The 17,361-nt window shown below is 66.7% G+C and carries 15 protein-coding genes; 8 read left to right on the top strand and 7 right to left on the bottom strand.

Annotated features, from left to right (window positions below; translation table 11 throughout):
* Nucleotides 1–12 precede the first annotated feature (12 nt).
* The 5 genes from IPJ87_12350 to murI all read left to right on the top strand — a co-directional run bounded on the left by IPJ87_12350 (nt 13) and on the right by murI (nt 5,323).
* Nucleotides 13–759, top strand: coding sequence for an isoprenyl transferase (locus tag IPJ87_12350; protein ID MBK7942643.1), 747 nt, complete (start codon nt 13–15; stop codon nt 757–759).
* A complete protein-coding gene (bamA, locus tag IPJ87_12345) occupies nt 756–3,275 on the top strand; it encodes an outer membrane protein assembly factor BamA (GenBank protein MBK7942642.1) in 2,520 nt (839 codons plus the stop codon). The genes IPJ87_12350 and bamA overlap by 4 nt, the downstream gene beginning before the upstream one ends.
* Nucleotides 3,276–3,342: 67 nt before the next feature.
* The gene (locus tag IPJ87_12340) at nt 3,343–3,978 is read left to right on the top strand and encodes an OmpH family outer membrane protein (protein ID MBK7942641.1); all 636 of its coding nucleotides are present in this window, start codon (nt 3,343–3,345) and stop codon (nt 3,976–3,978) included.
* A gap of 11 nt (nt 3,979–3,989) precedes the next feature.
* Complete coding sequence (locus tag IPJ87_12335) at nt 3,990–4,490, top strand: OmpH family outer membrane protein (GenBank protein ID MBK7942640.1); 501 nt, start codon at nt 3,990–3,992, stop codon at nt 4,488–4,490.
* 14 nt (nt 4,491–4,504) lie between these two features.
* Complete coding sequence (murI, locus tag IPJ87_12330; protein ID MBK7942639.1) at nt 4,505–5,323, top strand: glutamate racemase; 819 nt, start codon at nt 4,505–4,507, stop codon at nt 5,321–5,323.
* Here murI and IPJ87_12325 read toward each other — a convergent pair.
* The 4 genes from IPJ87_12325 to IPJ87_12310 all read right to left on the bottom strand — a co-directional run bounded on the left by IPJ87_12325 (nt 5,310) and on the right by IPJ87_12310 (nt 8,886).
* Nucleotides 5,310–5,828 carry a gamma carbonic anhydrase family protein gene (locus tag IPJ87_12325; protein MBK7942638.1) on the bottom strand — a complete coding sequence of 173 codons (519 nt, stop codon included), beginning with the start codon at nt 5,826–5,828 and terminating at the stop codon, nt 5,310–5,312. The genes murI and IPJ87_12325 overlap by 14 nt on opposite strands.
* Before the next feature lie 2 nt (nt 5,829–5,830).
* Nucleotides 5,831–6,190, bottom strand: coding sequence for a heavy-metal-associated domain-containing protein (locus tag IPJ87_12320; GenBank protein ID MBK7942637.1), 360 nt, complete (start codon nt 6,188–6,190; stop codon nt 5,831–5,833).
* Nucleotides 6,187–8,421 (bottom strand): TonB-dependent receptor, encoded by a 2,235-nt coding sequence (locus IPJ87_12315; protein ID MBK7942636.1) that lies wholly within the window; start codon nt 8,419–8,421, stop codon nt 6,187–6,189. The genes IPJ87_12320 and IPJ87_12315 overlap by 4 nt, the downstream gene beginning before the upstream one ends.
* A gap of 66 nt (nt 8,422–8,487) precedes the next feature.
* The gene (locus tag IPJ87_12310) at nt 8,488–8,886 is read right to left on the bottom strand and encodes a hypothetical protein (protein MBK7942635.1); all 399 of its coding nucleotides are present in this window, start codon (nt 8,884–8,886) and stop codon (nt 8,488–8,490) included.
* A 97-nt stretch (nt 8,887–8,983) separates the two neighbouring features.
* On the opposite strand from IPJ87_12310, the gene IPJ87_12305 reads away from it, so the two are divergent.
* The gene (locus IPJ87_12305) at nt 8,984–9,598 is read left to right on the top strand and encodes a NifU family protein (GenBank protein MBK7942634.1); all 615 of its coding nucleotides are present in this window, start codon (nt 8,984–8,986) and stop codon (nt 9,596–9,598) included.
* A gap of 3 nt (nt 9,599–9,601) precedes the next feature.
* On the opposite strand, the gene IPJ87_12300 is transcribed toward IPJ87_12305, so the two are convergent.
* Nucleotides 9,602–10,576 (bottom strand): acyl transferase, encoded by a 975-nt coding sequence (locus IPJ87_12300; protein ID MBK7942633.1) that lies wholly within the window; start codon nt 10,574–10,576, stop codon nt 9,602–9,604.
* 97 nt (nt 10,577–10,673) lie between these two features.
* Between IPJ87_12300 and IPJ87_12295 the strand changes: the two genes are divergently transcribed.
* Nucleotides 10,674–11,135 (top strand): hypothetical protein, encoded by a 462-nt coding sequence (locus tag IPJ87_12295; GenBank protein MBK7942632.1) that lies wholly within the window; start codon nt 10,674–10,676, stop codon nt 11,133–11,135.
* 7 nt (nt 11,136–11,142) lie between these two features.
* On the opposite strand, the gene IPJ87_12290 is transcribed toward IPJ87_12295, so the two are convergent.
* Nucleotides 11,143–12,828: a Na/Pi cotransporter family protein gene (locus IPJ87_12290; GenBank protein ID MBK7942631.1), complete on the bottom strand. Its 1,686-nt coding sequence runs from the start codon at nt 12,826–12,828 to the stop codon at nt 11,143–11,145.
* A 136-nt stretch (nt 12,829–12,964) separates the two neighbouring features.
* Here IPJ87_12290 and IPJ87_12285 point away from each other — a divergent pair, with 136 nt between their 5' ends.
* The gene (locus tag IPJ87_12285) at nt 12,965–13,999 is read left to right on the top strand and encodes a sensor histidine kinase (GenBank protein ID MBK7942630.1); all 1,035 of its coding nucleotides are present in this window, start codon (nt 12,965–12,967) and stop codon (nt 13,997–13,999) included.
* Here IPJ87_12285 and IPJ87_12280 read toward each other — a convergent pair.
* Nucleotides 13,977–17,327, bottom strand: coding sequence for a VCBS repeat-containing protein (locus IPJ87_12280; protein ID MBK7942629.1), 3,351 nt, complete (start codon nt 17,325–17,327; stop codon nt 13,977–13,979). The two genes, IPJ87_12285 and IPJ87_12280, sit on opposite strands and share 23 nt — an antisense overlap.
* Nucleotides 17,328–17,361: the final 34 nt, after the last annotated feature.

Genomic DNA, 17,361 nt, shown 5'->3' with positions numbered 1-17,361 from the left:
GGGGAGCAGCCCATGGACCTGAAGTCCCGCATCGATCCCGCCCGGGTGCCCGCCCATGTGGCCATCATCATGGATGGCAACGGCCGCTGGGCCACGCGCCAGGGCGAGCACCGTGTGGTGGGCCACACCAGCGGGGTGAAGGCCGTGCGCGACACCCTGGTGGGCGCCACCGAGATCGGCATACGCTACCTCACCCTTTACGCGTTCAGCACCGAGAACTGGAACCGTCCCCAGGCCGAGGTGGACGCCCTGATGGACCTGCTGGTGCGCACGCTGATGAGCGAGGTGGACAGCCTCAACGAGAACGGCGTGCGCCTCAATGCCATCGGCGACCTGGAGAGCCTGCCCGGGGACTGCCACGCCATCCTGCAGCAGGCCATGGCCCGCACCGCCCACAACGACCGCATCACCCTCACCCTCGCCCTGAGCTACAGCGCCCGCTGGGAGCTGGTGCGCATGGCCCGCCGGCTGGCCCGTGAGGTCGCGGAAGGCCGCCTGCGGGCCGAGGACATCGACGAGACGTCCGTGGCGGCCCGCCTCACCACCGCCGGCATGCCCGACCCCGAACTGCTGATCCGCACCAGCGGTGAGCTGCGCATCAGCAACTACCTGCTCTGGCAGATCGCCTACGCCGAGCTCTACTTCAGCAGCGTGCTCTGGCCCGATTTCCGCAAGGAGGACCTCTTCGAGGCCGTCCTGGACTACCAGTCCCGGGAACGCCGCTTCGGCCTCATCAGTGAACAGGTGAACCCCCGGTGAAGCATCGGCTCCTTCCGCTCCTGATCCCTGTCCTTCTGGGGCTCTCCGCCGTGGCACAGGTGGACGAGCGGCGCATCATGGACCCGGCCGTGCCCCGCGAGCTGGAGATCGGCGGCATCACCGTCACGGGCACCAGCACCGTGGATGTCAACGCCGTGATGCTCTTCAGCGGGCTGAAGGTGGGCCAGAACGTGACCCTGCCCGGTCCGCGCATCGCCGACGCCGTCCGGAACATCTGGGAGCAGAAGCTCTTCAGCGATGTGCGCGTCGAGGCCGCCGAGATCCGCGGACGCACCGTCTTCCTCAACATCGTGGTCACCGAGATGCCGCGCCTGTCGCGGTTCAAGTTCGAGGGCGTCACCAAGAGCGATGCGGACAAGCTGCGCGAACGCATGGAGCTCACCCGCGGCCAGCAGGTGAACGAGGGTCTCCTCACCAACACCCGCGGCACGATCCGCGCGTACTACGTGGAGAAGGGATTCCTGAAGGCCGATGCCGACATCGAGCAACGCACCGACTCCCTGATGGAGAACAGCGTGCTGCTCATCATCAACGTGAAAAAGGGCAAGCGGGTGCGGATCAAGGACGTCGACTTCATCGGCAACGAGGCCCTCACGGACGCCAAGCTGCGCAGGGCGATGAAGAAGACCCGCCGTCGCCTGTGGTACAACCCCTTCGCATCAAGCAAGTTCCAGGCGAAGGAATACCGGGTGGACAAGGAGAACCTGCTGGACACCTACAACGAGAAGGGCTATCGCAACGCCGCGATCCTGCGCGACAGCACCTGGTTCGTGAACGACCGGCGGCTGATGGTGAGGATCGAGCTCGAGGAGGGCCGTCGCTTCTACTTCCGCGACGTGCGCTTCAGCGGCAACACCAAACACAGCGACCGGGAGCTGCTGGACATCCTCAACATCAAGCGGGGCGACGTGTACAACAAGAAGGTGCTCGACAGCCGGATGTACATGAACCAGACCGGCCGCGACGTCAGTTCCCTCTACATGGACGATGGCTACCTGTCCTTCTACCCCGAGGTGATCGAGGTGGCCGACGGCGACAGCATCGACCTGGACATCCGCCTGCGCGAGGGCAAGCAGTACCGCATCCGCAACGTGCTGGTGAAGGGCAATACGAAGACCAACGAGCACGTGATCCGGCGGGAGATCCGCACCAAGCCGGGGCAGCTGTTCAACCGCAGCGATGTGCTGCGCACCCAGCGCGAACTGGCCAACCTGGGCTACTTCGATCCCGAGAAGCTCGGTGTGAACCCGCTGCAGGACGCGCGCACCGGGACCGTGGACCTGGAGTACACCGTGGAGGAGAAACCCAGCGACCGCCTGGAACTGAGCGGCGGCTGGGGGGCGGGCCGCCTGGTGCTCTCGCTCGGCCTGTCCTTCACCAACTTCAGCCTGCGCAACATCACCAAGCCCGCAGCCTGGCAGCCCCTGCCCGCCGGCGATGGACAGACCCTGAACCTGCGGGCCCAGACCAACGGCCGGTTCTTCCAGAGCTACAGCCTGAGCTTCGTGGAACCCTGGCTCGGCGGCCGCAAGCCCAACGCCCTCAGCATCTCCGCCTTCCACTCGGCCCAGAGCAACGGGGAGCGGAAGTACGTGGACACCGAGGACGGTCGGGTGGACAACCCCCTGCGCCAATCGCTGCTGATCACCGGCGGTTCGGTGGGCCTGGGCAAGCGCCTCACCTGGCCCGACGATTACTTCCTGCTGCGACAGACCATCAGCTACCAGCTGTACGACCTGCGCAATTGGAACCAGCTCTTCGCGTTCAACAACGGCCAGAGCAACGTGCTGGCCTACCAGATCCAGCTCTCGCGCAACTCAGTGGACCAGCCCTTCTTCGCCCGCAGCGGCTCGGACATCTCCCTGAGCCTGAAGGCCACCCCGCCGTACTCGTGGTTCCAGCCGGGCCGCGACTTCGCCTCCGAGCCGCCGGACCAACGTTACAACTGGGCCGAGTTCCACAAGTGGAAATTCACCACCCAGTGGTTCACCCGCATCACGCGCAGCAAGAGCGGTCACGACCTGGTGCTGATGACCCGCGCGGGGTTCGGTTTCCTGGGCCGCTACTCCAAGAACCTCGGCAACAGCCCCTTCGAGCGGTTCTACCTGGGTGGCAGCGCCCTCACCGGCTTCCAGCTCGACGGGCGCGAGATCGTGGGCCTGCGCGGCTACGACGACCTCTCCCTGGCCCCGAACACGGGCAACTTCCTCATCAACAAGTACACCGCCGAACTGCGCTTCCCCATCTCCCTGAACCCCTCGGCCACCATCTACATGCTCACCTTCGCCGAGGCCGGTAACACCTGGGGCGTGTTCGACCGGTACGACCCCTTCCAGCTCTATCGCTCGGCCGGCGTGGGCCTGCGCCTCTTCCTGCCCATGTTCGGCCCCATGGGCCTCGACTACGGCTGGCGCTTCGACGATGTGCCCGACGAGCCGGCGATGGCCCCGGGCCAGTTCCACTTCACGATCGGCATCGATCTTGGGGAGCTCTGAGCCCGATCGCCTAAATTCGACGCCTTCCATGAAGCGCCTCCTACCGCTCCGCCTGCTCGTCCTGAGCATGCTGCTGCCGGCGATCACCAGCCACGCCCAGCGCATCGCCTTCGTGGACACGAAGTACATCCTGGGCAAGATGCCCGACTATCAGAGCGCCCAAAGCGAACTGGACCGCCTGAGCTCCCAGTGGCAGAAGGAGATCGACGATCGCTGGGAGACCATCCGCAAGCTGCGCGATGCCTACAACGCCGAGGCCATCCTGTTGACCGATGACATGAAGGCGAGCCGCCGCGAGGACATCGAGAAGAAGGAACGCGAGGCGAGGGACCTGCAGAAGAAGCGCTTCGGGCCCGATGGCGACCTGTTCAAGAAGCGGGAAGAGCTCATCCAGCCCATTCAGGACCGCATCTATCAAGCCATCAAGGAGGTGGCCGGCACCACCTACGTGGCCATCTTCGACATCGGCAGCAAGGGTAACAATGTGCTCTTCGCCAGCGAGAAGTACGACAAGAGCGACAGCGTGCTGCGCAAGCTCGGCATCCGCCCCGACAAGGAAGGCGAGCCCGGGAACACGCGCGGCAATGACGACGATGATCAACCCGAGCGCCAGCCCGAGGATGGCGGCGCCCAGCCCCAACGCGACGGTGGCAGCAGCCCCGACCGAGGTGGCGGCGAGAACACGATCAAACCCCCACGATGAGCTACGGACCCATGAAGACCTTTCTGATTTCCCTGGCCCTGGTGGCCACCGCCGCCCCGGCCTTCGCGCAGGCGAAGCTCGGTCACATCGACCGCCAGGCCCTGATGCTCACCCTGCCCGAGCGCAAGGACGCCGAGACCAAGATGCAGGCCTTCGCCAAAAGCCTCGACGACCGCCTGAAGGCCATGGGCGCCGAGTACCAGCAGAAGGTGACCGACGCGCAGGCCAAGGAGGCCACCATGACCAACACCGAGAAGGAAATGGCCATCCGCGAGATCGGCGAGCTGGAGAAGCGCATCACGGAGGCCCAGGAGAAGGCCCAGGAGGACCTGGCCAAGCAGGAGGAGGAATTGCTGCGCCCCATGGTGGAGAAGACCAACAAGGCCATCCAGGACGTGGCGGCCGAGAACGGTTTCACCTACATCTTCGACACCAGCGCAGGCTTCGTGCTCTACTACGAGAAGGGCGAGGACATCCTGGCCAAGGTGAAGGCCAAGCTCGGCATCCAGTAGCCTAAGTTCGCGCCGTGCGGGATCCCCGTCCCATCGGCGTTTTCGATAGTGGCATCGGTGGCCTCACCGTGGCTCAGGCCATCCGGCAGGCGCTCCCCGCGGAGCGCCTGCTCTATTTCGGCGACCAGGCCCACGTGCCGTACGGTGACCGGGACGACGCGCAGATCCTCGACTTCAGCGAGGCGATCGCGCACTGGCTGCTGGAGCGTGGCGCCAAGGCGCTGGTCATCGCCTGCAACACCGCCAGCGCCGCTGCGCTGAAGCCCCTGCGCGAGCGCTTGCCGCATGTGCCCATCGTGGGCATGGAGCCCGCCGTGAAGCCCGCCGTGGAGCATACACGGACCGGCGTGGTCGGGGTCATCGCCACCGTGGCCACCATGCAGGGCGCCGTGTTCGCCAGCATCGTGGAGCGGTTCGCGCAAGGCGTCACTGTGCTGCAGCAGGCCTGCCCGGGGCTGGTGCGGCAGATCGAGGCCGGCGAGCTGGACAGCCCGCGCACCGAGGCCATGCTGCGCGGATGGTTGGAGCCCATGGTGGACCGTGGCATCGATGCCCTGGTGCTCGGTTGCACGCACTACCCGCTCGTGCGCCCGCTGATCGAGCGCATCGTGGGGCCGGATGTCCGCGTGATCGATCCCGCGCCGGCCATCGCGCGCCGGTCGGCGCAGGTGCTCGCCGAGGCGGATCTCGCCGCCGGTGAAGGCGACGGGGGCATCGAGGTGTACACCACCGGCGAGGTGGACCGGCTGCGCACCATGCTCCATCGTCTGGGCATGGGCCCCTGGCCGGTCCACGGACTGCAATGGACGGAGGGCCGCCTCACTCCTCCGTGAACCAGCTCGCGTACAGTTGATAGTTGCGGGCGATCCGCTCGATCTCGCCGCTCGAAAGCTCCGGGCTCACCGGACCGATGCGCCGTGCCGGCACGCCGGCCATCAGGCTGCCGGGCTCCACCACCGTGCCTTGTGTGACCACCGCGCCCGCCGCGATCACGCTGCCGCTGCCGATCACTGCGTGGTCCATCACGATGGCGCCCATGCCGATGAGCACCTTGTCATGTACCGTGCAGCCGTGCACGATGGCCCGGTGGCCGATGCTCACGTCGTCGCCGATCGTGAGCGCGGCCCGCTCGTACGTGCAGTGGAGCACCGCGCCGTCCTGCACGTTCACCCGGTGGCCGATGCGGATCGCGTTCACATCGCCCCGCACCACCGCATGGAACCAGATGCTGCAGCGGTCGCCCATCACCACATCGCCCACCACCACGGCGTTCTCGGCCAGGAAGCAGCCCTCACCGAACCGCGGCCCGTGGCCGCGCACCTGCTTGATCAGTGCCATGGTCAGGGTTTCGGCTCCGTCGGGAGCTTTCCGCAGCCTTCCTTCTGGCAGCAGGCGGGCAGCTTCGCGAAGGCCTTGGGGTCGCCCGGCACGCCGTCCGCACTATAGCCCAGCTTCACCAGCGCAGCGCGCAGGCCTTCCGGGGTGTTCTTCTCCGCTTTGTACGTGATGTGCACCGTGGAGGTGGCCAGGTCGACATCGACCTTCTGCACGCCTTTCTCGTAGATGAGGTTCTCCTCGATGGTGCGTTCGCACATGTCGCAGACCGTGCTGCTCACGATGTTGAGCTGCGCCATGTCTTCCTGCTGACCGTGGGTGACCGTGGTGCAGATGGCGAGGAACAGGGTGATGAGGTGTTTCATGCGGGGTTCTTCGTGGGTCGGAGGGTGTAGCGGAGCCCGCCGTAGATCATGGCGCCCACGGTGGGGCCCCAGATCAGCGAGGCGTCAAAATACGGGCCATGGGGATCTTCGGGCGCGATGATCTGCCGTGTCTGGCCGGCACTGGTCAGGTTCTCGCCGCCGAGGTAGAACTCCCACGCGCGCCAGATGAAGGTGACCTGGGCATGCAGCGTGGCGTAGGCGGGCGATCGGCGCGGAAAGCGGTAAGGCTCGGGATTCGCCGTCGTCCAAGGGATGCGCGAGCTGCTGAAGAGGTTCACCGAGGCGTCGGCCCGCCACCGTTCGTTCGGGCTCTCCCACGCCAGGTCCACCAGGCCGCGGTGCGGCGGGGTGAACGGCCGCTCACGGAGCACCCCATCGTATGTGGTGGCCACATCATACCAGCGGTAGCTCAGTTTGAGGTCCAGGGTGCGCGAGAGCTCCACCTGAACGTCGGCCAGCACGCTCGTGGCGTAGCTCGGTCCGTCCAGCATGTAGAGCACGAGCAATTGCGGCGACCGGTCCAGGTCGGCCACCAGCTGCGCGGTGAACCGGGTGTGGTACGCGTCCAGGCCCAGGGCCCACTTGCGCCCGATCCACTTGACCTTGTGAAGGGCTCCCGCGCCGAAGGTCCACGCCCGCTCCAGTCCGGGTCCGTTCTCCACCACCACCCGCCGCGAGCTGGCCAGCACGGCCGCGTTCTCCACCAGGGGGTTGGTGCTGCGGAACCCGTGGCCCAGGCTGGCGCGCGCCACCGTCAACGGACCGATGTCCCATTTGGCGTGCAGCCGCGGGCTGACCACCGTGCCGTACCAGCTGTTGCGGTCGGCCCGCACACCCGACACTACGGACACGTCACCGGCCTGCAGGGTGTATTCCGTGAACAGCCCGGGCATCACCTCGTTGCGTGCGAAGCTGCTGTCCTGGAAGGTCTCCTCGAAGTCGTCCACCTGCAGGCTCAGCCCCGCTTTCAGCTGGTCCTTGCCGCCGCGGGCGAGCTGCTGGTAGATGCCGCTCACGTAGCCGCTGAGCTGCGATCCCTCGTGCCTGCGGTCCCCGAACCGTGCGGTCATGTCGTGTCGGCGCAAGGCGGTGACGAAGCCCAGGCTCCGTGTGGCATCGTTGCGGAACACGAAGCCATGTTTACCCAGCAGGTCGGTCATCGCGTTGCGGATATCCACCACGTAGGGGGCGTGCTGGGGGTGGTCCCCCTCAACGTGCTTGAAGGTGCTGCCCCCTTCGCGGATATCCTCCACATGGCGCACGGCCACTTGGGTGATGCGCCCCTCGCGGGCGTGCACGAAGCGGTCCATCACGTTGATGCGCCGCGTCCGCGGCATGTCCATGAAGCCGTCGCGGTTCTGGTCCATCTCCGTATTGAACCAGTTGCCATGCACCAACAGCAGGTTGGCGGCGTGCGCACCGATCCGCTGCCGGGCATGCACGTTGGCCTCCGCGCGGCCCTGGCTGTTGCCGTAGAGGTTCACGAAGAGCGGAGGCTCGTCCAGCGGGTTCAGGAGGCAGAGGTCGATCTGCCCGGTGATGGCGTTGGGCCCGTTCACCGCGGTGCCCGCTCCCTTGCTCACGTTGATGGCATGGATCCAGGTGCCGGGGATCAGCGTGAGGCCGGAACTGGCGCTGAGGCCGCGCACGAACGGCAGGTTCTCCACGCTGAGCTGCGCGTACTTCCCGTCGAGCCCCAGCATCCGGATCACCTTCGTGCCGCTGATGGCATCGCTGAAGCTCACGTCCACGGTGGCGTTGGTCTCAAAGCTCTCGCTGAGGTCACAGCAGGCCGCACGCTTCAGCTCCTTCACCCCCAGCTGCTCCTGGCTGAGGATCGACCGGGTGCTCAGCGTGGTCCCCTGGGTGCGCTCCACCACGTCCACACCCTTCAACTGGCCCACGGGACGAAGGGTGATGCCCAACTCCCCGGTCGGGATCGCCGGCACGAGGACCGTATCCGTGGCGAAACCCACCAGGCGGGTGATGAGCGAGGCGGGCAGGGTCGCCGGCAGGGGCAGGGTAAAGAGGCCGGAGCTGTCGCTGGAGGTGGCCACCACGGTGCCCGACCAGCCCACGGTGGCATACGGCACGACGCCACCGTCCGCCGCGGAGCGAACGACGCCGCGGACCGTGGCATCCTGAGCGGCCACGGTGAGCGGCCACAGCAGCGATAGGATGAAGGGAACTCTCTTCTTGAACGGATGCATGGGAGATCGATCGGAAGGACAAGGGGACCGAGGCCGAGCAGGCCGGAACCGCGGGTCGTCCGATGATCAGATGCGCAACACCTGCAGGCGCGCAAGCCGCTCGGTGGCAGCCAATGGAGGGGGGCCGTGGCCACACACCCACAGGGGCCCCCAGGCCGTCAGGGCCGTCACCACCACCGGGGAGGGCAGCGCCCAGTCATCCAGCGACACGGTGGCGACCGGGTGCGCAGGTACGAACGCGTCCTGCGAAGCATGGGCGGTGGTGGCCACGCAGCACTGGGCCTTTACGGTGGCACCGGCGGCGTTCTCCGGCTCGGGGCAGCAATCGTTCAGGTCTCCCAGGACGAGCTGGCTGTGCCCGGCCTCCAGGCATGTCATCCGCGACAGGGCGGGCGCCGCAGCGGCCAGGATGAGCAGGGCCGACAAGGCGGCATGCATCCAGCGGTGGCGGCGGAGCGCGTTCATCGCGGCAAAAATAGGCGGTGGGCCCCACCATCGTCCACACGCCCGTGCGCCCATGTTGTGAACCCAAGCCGTCTGGTCGGCGTCCTAGCTTTGCACCATGTCAGCCACCAGCACGCCACCGCCCGCCTCGGTGTACGCCGAGATGACGCCCAACCCGGCCACCATGCGCTTCGTGAGCAGCGTGCCCCTGCTGCCCGAGGGCCGCGTGCTCGAGTTCCTTTCCCCCGAACAGGCCCAAGGTGTGTCCCCGCTGGCCGAAAAGGTGTTCAACCTGCCCATGACCACGGGCGTCCTCATCGGGGCGAACTTCATCACCGTGACCAAGAACGACATCGTCAGCTGGGACATGGTGCATCTGGAACTGCGGGAGTTCATCCAGGAGCACATGCGCAACGACGGCCGTGTGCTTTACGGGGACGTGCCCGCACGCGAGCTGGCCGAGGCCAACGACCGGGCCATGGGCCATGTGGAGCCTTCCGGCGAGGCCGATGCGCGCATCATCGCGGTGCTGGAGGAGTACGTGCGGCCCGCCGTGGAGGGCGATGGTGGCCACATCGCCTTCCGCTCGTTCCGCGACGGCGTGGTGACGGTCACCCTGCGCGGCTCGTGCAGTGGGTGCCCCAGCAGCATGGTGACCCTGAAGGGCGGGGTGGAGAACCTCCTCAAGCAGATGGTGCCCGGCGTGCGCGAAGTGGTGGCCGAGGAACTGTGATCGTCAAGCCTCGGCCAGCAGATTACAGCCTCTGACCTCGCTATGGTCGAAGCGCCCGAGCACCTCGAAGCTTCCGTCCGGGTGGAGTCGGCCCAGGTCCTGGGTGCTGATGAAGGGGCAGCTGGCGATGTTGCAGAGGTCGATGATGTTGATGCCTCCGGTGCGGCCCACCTGCTGCGGCGCGAACGGATCGTTGACCTCCCGGATGCGCACTGACATCCATGGCGGGCAGTGGTAGCGGCCTGCGCCCGGGCTCCAGGCCTGGCTCAGCAGCTCGGTCATGCCGTATTCGCCTCCGACCTGGTCCACCCCGAAGGCCTGTCGCAGCCGTTCGTGCAGGTCCTCGCGCACCAGCTCCGGGCGGCGCCCTTTCATGCCCCCCGTCTCCACGATGTGCACGTGCCGCAACGGCATGGGATGCCGTTCCGCCAGGTCGAGCAGGGCGAAAGGCACGCCCAGCAGAAGGGTCTTGCGCCCTTCCTCCTCGGACCGCCGGAGCAGCTCCGCCACCTGGGCGTACTGGTTGAGGTAAAGGCCGCCGAGCGGATCGCCGCTGGCCTCCACCAGCCGCTGGGCCATGTGCACCAGCGAACTGTCCGGCCGCTCCAAATAGGCCGGCAGCAGGGCGATGATCCGCCAGGTGACCGGATCGCCGAGGACCTTCCGGAAGCCGCTCAGGAAGGACCGCTCGTAGAGCGCCGGCCAGGGCAAATGATGCCGGGCGGTGATGGCCGCGGTGGTGCCGCTGCTCGTGAAGGTCAGGTCCGGGGTCAGTCCCTCCAGCACGACCGGATGGTCGCGGAACGCCTGGATCGGCAGAAAGGGGATGGCCTCCACCGTACGCACCCGGTCCGGATCGATCCGCAGGCCCTTCAGGAAGGTGCGGTAGATCGGACCGTGCGCCGCGTGCAGCCGAAATAGATCGAGCGCCAGCGCGTTGAACGCTTCGGGACCGTCGACCGCGAAGGGTCGTTCCATCCAGGACGACCACCGGTCAGCCGGCATGGCGATCGGCGCTCAGAGCCGTACTTTTGGAGTGATGCACAGGTCGGGAACGATCTCCTCAAAGGTAGCCGTGGGGCTGGCCCTGCTCCTGCTCGGGGCGGGCTGTCAGCGTACGGAGGAGTTCCCCGTGGAGCCCCGGATCGAGCTCAAGTCGTTCACCACGCACGGGGATTCCGCCTCGCTGGTGATCACCTTCACCGATGGGGATGGCGACATCGGGCTGGGCCAGGGCGACACCCTGCCGCCCTATGATGTGGCCCCGTGGTTCTACAACCTGTTCCTCGACTACGAGGAGAAGCAGAACGGGGTGTGGGTGCGACCTGCCCTGCTGCTGCCCCTTTACTACCGCGTACCGGTGATCACCCCGTCCGGGCAGGACAAGACGCTGGAAGGGGAGCTGGCCGTGGCCCTGACGCCCTGGCCCACCATTCCCAACACACCGTTCGATACGGTGCGGTACGTGGTGAAGTTGGTGGACCGTGCGTTGCACGAGAGCAACGCGATCACCACGGGTCCGATCGTGCTGCCTTGAAGGCAGGTCAGAACTCGCCGCTCAGCGCTTCGGAGACGTTGATCAGGTGGTCGCCCACCTTCTCGCAGCTGTTGAACAGGTCCGTGTACACCAGGCCGCTGCGCACATTGTAGTCGCCGCTTTCGATGCTGCGGAGGTGGGCCTTGCGCAGCTGGTCGCGCAACTGGTTGATCTGCTCCTCCACCATCACGGCCTCGTCGAGGGCCACGTTCGTGCCGTCGCCCTCCAGGTTGCGGTGCATCACGGCGAAGGCCTTCTCCAGCACCGCCATCATCTGCAGCAGGTTGTTGCGCTGCTCGGGCGTGAACCAGAGGCGGTCATCGGAGCGGCGTTCCAGGGCCTTGCTCATCTGGAAGAAGATGTCGCCCACGCGCTCCAGGTCGCCGGCGATGGCCAGCAGGGCCCGGATGCGGGAGCTCGAGGCCTCATCGCGCACCTCGGCACCGGTCTTCGTCAGGTAGCGGCCCACCTCCAGTTCCATGCGGTCGGTGATCTCCTCGTAGCGGGCGATGCGGCGCAACAGCCGCTCGCGCTCCCCGGCGGCGGTGACGGTGAGGAGGTCGCGGGTCATCTCGAGCATCCGGCCGCACAAGCGCCCCAGCTTCACGATCTCGCGCCGGGCCTCCAGTTCGGTGAGCTCGGCGGGCAGGGGCACATCGGTGTCGATGTATTCCAGCCGGTGCTCCTCGTCGGCCTCGCCGCGGCTGGGTACCATCCGCGTGACCAGCAGCTCCAGAAAGGGCACGAGACCCACCAGGAGCAAGGTGTTCAGCGTATTGAACAGCACATGGAACCAGGCCAGGCCGTACTTCACCGCGTGCACATCGGTGAAGGGCGAACCGCCGGTGCCTTCCCGCACGAGCCAGGCGACCCCCCGGAGGATGGGGCTGAAGAGGAGCAGGGCCCACAGCACCCCGATGACATTGAACATGAGGTGCGCACGGGCGGCGCGCTTCGCGTACACGTTGCCCACAAGCGCGGCCACGTTGGCCGTGACGGTGGTGCCGATGTTCTCTCCGAGCACGATGGCCGCCGCCATCGGATACCCGATGGTGCCGTTCTCGCACAGCACCATCGTCAGGGCCAGGGCGGCGCTGGAGCTTTGGATCACCACCGCCAGGAAGAGGCCGAAGAGCACGAAGAGGAGGACGCTGAAGATCCCGTTGTCCCCCAGGTCGCGCAGGAAGTAGAGCGCTCCGGGGCTCAGCACCGGAACGTTGTCGCGCAGGAAGTCGAGGCCCAGGAACAGCAGGGCGAACCCGATCAGGAACTGCGCCACCCGTCGCCAGCGGTCGCTGCGCAGGAACATGAGCGGGAAGGCCAAACCGATGATGGGGATGCAGAGTTCGGCGAGGGGCAGCGACGCGAAGCCCAGCACGCTGATGAGCAGGGCCTTCAGCGTGGTGCCGATGTTCGCCCCCATGATCACCGGGATGGCCTGCCGCAGGTTCATCAGCCCGGCGTTGACGAAGCTCACCACCATCACGGTGGTCGCGCTCGAATACTGAAGCACCGCGGTGATGCCCAGGCCCGTGAGCACGCCTTTCCAGCGCGCGCGCGTAATGGCGTTCAACGCCGTGCGCATACCCGTGCCGGCCATCTTCTGAAGCCCCTCGCTCATCACCTTCATGCCGTAGATGAAGAGCCCGAGCGAACCGGCGAGCTTCAGGAAGGCGAGGATTCCGAACGGCATGGGCGACCTCCTCCGTGAGGCGGCGTCCAAAGGTACCGGGGTGGTTCAGGGCCATGTTAACGGAGCATTAAATCCCGCGCTCGGCGTGGCCCCGGCCATGTTCCAGGCATCGACCCGGGTATCTTGGCGGCCTCGCATGCGCCCGATCCATCCACGCCAGCTCATTCTCCTGGTCACCTTGGTGATCGGCGGCGTGGCGGCGGTCACGACCCTTGTCGTCACCGGTGATCACGGCCTCCCGCGGGCCGCGCAGGCGATCGTCGTGGGTGTGTTGGCGGTGGCGGTGTCCTACTTGTTGCTGAGCTTCGCACTGCGGCGCTTCATCCAGGACCGCATCCGGGGCATCTACAAGACCGTGCAGGGCCTGCGCGGCGCGGCGGACGTCCCGGCCGTGGGCATGAGCGACGATGCGCTGGGCCGTGTGGAAGGCGAGGTGGCCGAGTGGGCGAGCGCACGCCGCAGCGAGATCACCGAGCTCAAGGAGCGCGAGAAATTCCGACGGGAGTTCATCGGTAACCTGGCCCACGAGCTCAAGACGCCGATCTTCAATATCCAGGGCTACATCCTCACCCTGCTGGAAGGCGGTCTCGAGGACGAGAAGGTCAATCGTGATTTCCTCACCCGCGCCAGCCACGGGGTCGACCGGTTGATCAAGATCGTGGAGGACCTCGACCTGATCACGAAGCTCGAAAGCGGTGTGATGGACCTGCGGTTGCACCGCATCCCGCTCCGCGAGGTCGTGGAGGAGGCCATGGAGGATGTGGAGCTGCCCGCGCGGGAGAAGGGCATCACCCTGCTGGACAAGGTGCCGGAGGATCTTGCCGTGCTCGGCGACAAGGACCGCCTGATCCAGGTGTTCGTCAATCTGTTCGTGAACGGGGTGAACTACGGCCGGCCGGGCGGACACTGCACGGTGAGCGTGGACGACCTGGATGAGCGTGTGCTCGTGGAGGTGAGCGATAACGGCATCGGCATCAGCGAGGAGCATCTGCCGCGGCTGTTCGAACGGTTCTACCGGGTGGGCAAGAGCCGTTCGCGGAACGAAGGTGGCAGCGGTCTGGGACTTGCGATCGTGAAGCACATCGTGGACGCGCACGGGCAGACCATCACCGTGAAGAGCGAGGAGGGGCGGGGCAGCACCTTCGCGTTCACCTTGCGGAAAGCACGTTGACCCGACGCCCCAAGGTGAAGGCCGCAGGCCGCTCGCCATGGCCGGCCACGATCACCGCAGGTGTGCGGTCCGGTCCCACACGGATCACCGCCAGGTCACGCGCGTTGCCGCCGGCGAAGAACCCCGAGGTCGTGGGCGTGAGCGGGGTGAACCCCCCCTTGCCATCGCCCAGCAGCACACAGCCGCGCCCCGCATCGTAGCGCACGGTCTCCACTTCGGCGCCCCAGTGGTTGCCCGCGGTCACCAGATCGAGCCGGCCGTCGGCGTTCACGTCCAGGGCCACGATGCCGTTCACGGGACCCAGCTGTGCCTCCACGGGCAGTGCCCGGATGCTGAAGCGGCCTGCGCCGTCGTTCAGCATCACGCTGGAGCGCATCCAGGTGGCGGTGCGATGCAGCGCTTTGCCCAGCTTCTCCGGCGTGTAGATGGCCTGTAGATCGGCATTGGCGAACGCTTCGTAGGTGGGGAAGCGCTGCATGATCACGGGGCACTGCTGGCTGCTGCATTCGCGGCCGCGCACCGGGATCTGGTGCCCCGACTTCTCCTTGGCCAGCACGATGTCCGAGCGGCCGTTGCCGTCCATGTCGGCCCAGTACACGTGCACAGGGTGGGCAGCATCCGCTTTGAACTTGCTGTTCCATCCCAGGTTGCCGGCGGCGAGGTCCACATCACCGTCACCGTCCAGGTCGGCGGCACAGAGGCTGTTCCACCAGCCGGTGGTGCCTTCGAGCCCTGCGGCCGCCGTGGCATTCGTGAAGCGCCCACCCGCGTTCATCATCACCATCACCGGCATCCATTCCCCGACGAGCACAAGGTCCGGATCGTGGTCGCCATCGAGGTCCGCGAAGCGCGCATCGCTCACCAGGCCAGGTCCCATCAGGTCCTTTGCCCGTTGTTCCGTGGCATCCGTGAAGTGTCCGGTGCCGTCGTTGATCAGCAGGTAGGAGCGGGGGGCGAAGGGGTAGTGCGCCGGGGTCTGGCGTCCGCCGAGGAAGAGGTCGAGGTCCCCGTCGCCATCGATGTCCGCCGCATCGGCCCGCTGGCCGCTGGTCATCATCGGCGGCAGGGCATCCTCCATGCGGGTGAACCGGCCGGTGCCGTCGTTGCGCAGGTAATGGTGGCGGTAGGCCGTGCTGCGCAGGTCATCTTCGTTGGAGCCGGCGATCACGAGCAGGTCCTGATCGCCGTCCCCATCCCCGTCGATGAAGCGTGCACCCAGCAGTTCCTGGCCTTCTCCGGTGAGCGGATGCGCGTTGCGGGCCACCTGCATGGTGCCCGAGGTGGTCTGCACCAGCAGCACGGGCGCCTGTCCACGGCCACCGCCCATCCACAGGTCGTCCTGGCCGTCGCCGTTCACGTCGGCCACGGCGAGCATGGGCCCGAGCTCGCTCATTTTGTGGGGCAGCAGCACCTCAAGCTGGAAGTCATCGTAGGTGGGGTCGAGGTGCGCCGTGCCTTCCGGGATCAGCGACGGGTCCTCGGTGAACAGCGCAGCCGGTCCCGGCCGCGGCCCAGGTACCGGTCCTGCATCGCGGTCGTCCACGGCCACCAGCCGGTCGGTCTGTACGTTGCGCAGCAGCGTGTAGCGGCCATCCGGCCAGCGCACCTCCACACTGTCCACGCTGGTGTTGGGTCCCAGCCCGAAATGGAGCACGGGCTCCACCGTGCTCTGGTATCCGCGCACCGGGCTCAGTTCCTGGTATTGCACAGACCCTTGGTGACGCAGTGTGACGCGGGCCCCGTGCGCGTCCCGCCCGCCCTGCTTGAGCGCGAAGCGCAGGTAGTGCCGTTCGGGGTGCAGCTCACGGGTACGGTTGGCGTACACCGTTGCGGGCGCGTCGATGTTGTTGATCACCAGGTCGAGGTCGCCGTCGTTGTCCAGGTCCGCGTAGGTCGCGCCGTTGCTGTTGAGAGGGTCGGTGAAGCCCCAGGTCTGCGTACTGTCCGCGAACGTGAGCCGCGCCCGGCCCGTGCTGTCGGCCCCCTGGTTGCAGAACAGGTAGTTGCGGATGCGCGTGCTCGGCACCAGGTCCAGCGTGCGGTAGAAGTCCTCGCCGCTCTTCAGGCCCCGGTACACCTGCTGCTGGTAGTCGTTGTTGCGGATGTCGTGCTTAAAGCCGTTGGTGACCATCAGGTCCTTCCAGCCGTCGTTGTCCAGGTCGGCGAGCAAGGGGGCCCAGCTCCAGTCCGTGCGGGCGATGCCGGCCAATTGCGCGATCTCGCTGAATGTGCCGTTGCCGTTGTTCAACTGCAGCGTGTTCACCATGTATTGGACTTGCTGGCCGGCGGCCACGATGGACCAGAAGGCCTGGGGCGACATGCTGCCCATGTTGGTCTTGTTCCTCACGTGGTCGTCCGCCATCATGTCCAGCACCATGATGTCCGGAAGTGCGTCGTTGTTGATGTCGGCCACATCGCAGCCCATGCCGAAATTGCTCACGTGGTGCGTGCGCTCCTTCACGACATCGCGGAAGCGTCCACCGTCGTTCGTGTACAGCGCGTCCGCCACGTCGAAGTCGTTCGCCACGTAGAGGTCGGGCCGGTCGTCATCATCCAGGTGGGCCACCGAAACGCCCAGGCTGAAGCTGAAGTCCATCAGGCCGTGCTCGCGGGTGGCCTCCCGGAAGCGACCGTCCTCCTGCACGAAGAGCCGGTTGCTCGGGGCCGTGCCCGCTTCGATGCCGGCGCGCACCTGCGACACGCTGACGCGCGTGAGGCGGTCCTTGGGATGGTTGATGACGTACAGGTCCAGGTCGCCGTCCCCCTCCACGTCCAGGAAGGCCGCCTGCGTGCTGTGGCTGGTGTCGGCCACGCCCAGGTCGTGGGCGGCCTCGCGGAAGGTGAGGTCGCCGTTGTTCAGGTAGAGCAGGTTGCGCGTGAGCGCCGTATCGTCCGTCGGTCCGCTGCGGCACACATAGATGTCCAGGTGGCCGTCCCCGTTCGCATCCGCCATGGCCACGCCGGTGCGCCAGCCCCCAGGATCGGCTCCCAGGGCGGTCTCCGTGATGTCCTCGAAGTGCATGCCGCCCTTGTTGAGGTAGAGGCGGTCGCGCTGCTGGTTGCCGGTGAAGTAGAGGTCGGGGAGCCCGTCGCCATTGATGTCGCCCGCGCCCACGCCACCGCCGTTGTACGCGTAGATGTAGGTGAAGTAGTTCATCGAGGGCGACTCCTCCAGGCGGTTGGTGAAGCGGATGCCGGTGCTGTCGATCGGCAGGGCCACGAACAAGGGCCCGGTGGGGGCAGGTGCGTTCGTGCCGGTGCCCGTGCCGGAAGGCCCGCAGGCGACAAGGAGCGTGAGCAGAGGGAGGCAGATGGCGCGAAGGGACATGTCCGGGTGGGGCTGTGCGAAGGTAGCCCGCACC

It is taken from the genome of Flavobacteriales bacterium, from assembly GCA_016713875.1.
Lineage (GTDB): Bacteria > Bacteroidota > Bacteroidia > Flavobacteriales_F > PHOS-HE28 > PHOS-HE28.
The sequence above is the reverse complement of the archived record's forward strand: the minus strand, read 5'-3'. Positions and strand labels throughout refer to the sequence as shown.

Excerpts from the sequence above, each read along its gene's own strand:
- IPJ87_12350 (MBK7942643.1), top strand. The coding sequence starts at position 13 with ATGGACCTGAAGTCCCGCATCGATCCCGCCCGGGTGCCCGCCCATGTG.
- IPJ87_12340 (MBK7942641.1), top strand. The coding sequence starts at position 3,343 with ATGCTGCTGCCGGCGATCACCAGCCACGCCCAGCGCATCGCCTTCGTG.
- IPJ87_12335 (MBK7942640.1), top strand. The coding sequence starts at position 3,990 with ATGAAGACCTTTCTGATTTCCCTGGCCCTGGTGGCCACCGCCGCCCCG.
- IPJ87_12325 (MBK7942638.1), bottom strand. The coding sequence starts at position 5,828 with ATGGCACTGATCAAGCAGGTGCGCGGCCACGGGCCGCGGTTCGGTGAG.
- IPJ87_12320 (MBK7942637.1), bottom strand. The coding sequence starts at position 6,190 with ATGAAACACCTCATCACCCTGTTCCTCGCCATCTGCACCACGGTCACC.
- IPJ87_12315 (MBK7942636.1), bottom strand. The coding sequence starts at position 8,421 with ATGCATCCGTTCAAGAAGAGAGTTCCCTTCATCCTATCGCTGCTGTGG.
- IPJ87_12310 (MBK7942635.1), bottom strand. The coding sequence starts at position 8,886 with ATGAACGCGCTCCGCCGCCACCGCTGGATGCATGCCGCCTTGTCGGCC.
- IPJ87_12305 (MBK7942634.1), top strand. The coding sequence starts at position 8,984 with ATGTCAGCCACCAGCACGCCACCGCCCGCCTCGGTGTACGCCGAGATG.
- IPJ87_12300 (MBK7942633.1), bottom strand. The coding sequence starts at position 10,576 with ATGGAACGACCCTTCGCGGTCGACGGTCCCGAAGCGTTCAACGCGCTG.
- IPJ87_12290 (MBK7942631.1), bottom strand. The coding sequence starts at position 12,828 with ATGCCGTTCGGAATCCTCGCCTTCCTGAAGCTCGCCGGTTCGCTCGGG.
- IPJ87_12285 (MBK7942630.1), top strand. The coding sequence starts at position 12,965 with ATGCGCCCGATCCATCCACGCCAGCTCATTCTCCTGGTCACCTTGGTG.
- IPJ87_12280 (MBK7942629.1), bottom strand. The coding sequence starts at position 17,327 with ATGTCCCTTCGCGCCATCTGCCTCCCTCTGCTCACGCTCCTTGTCGCC.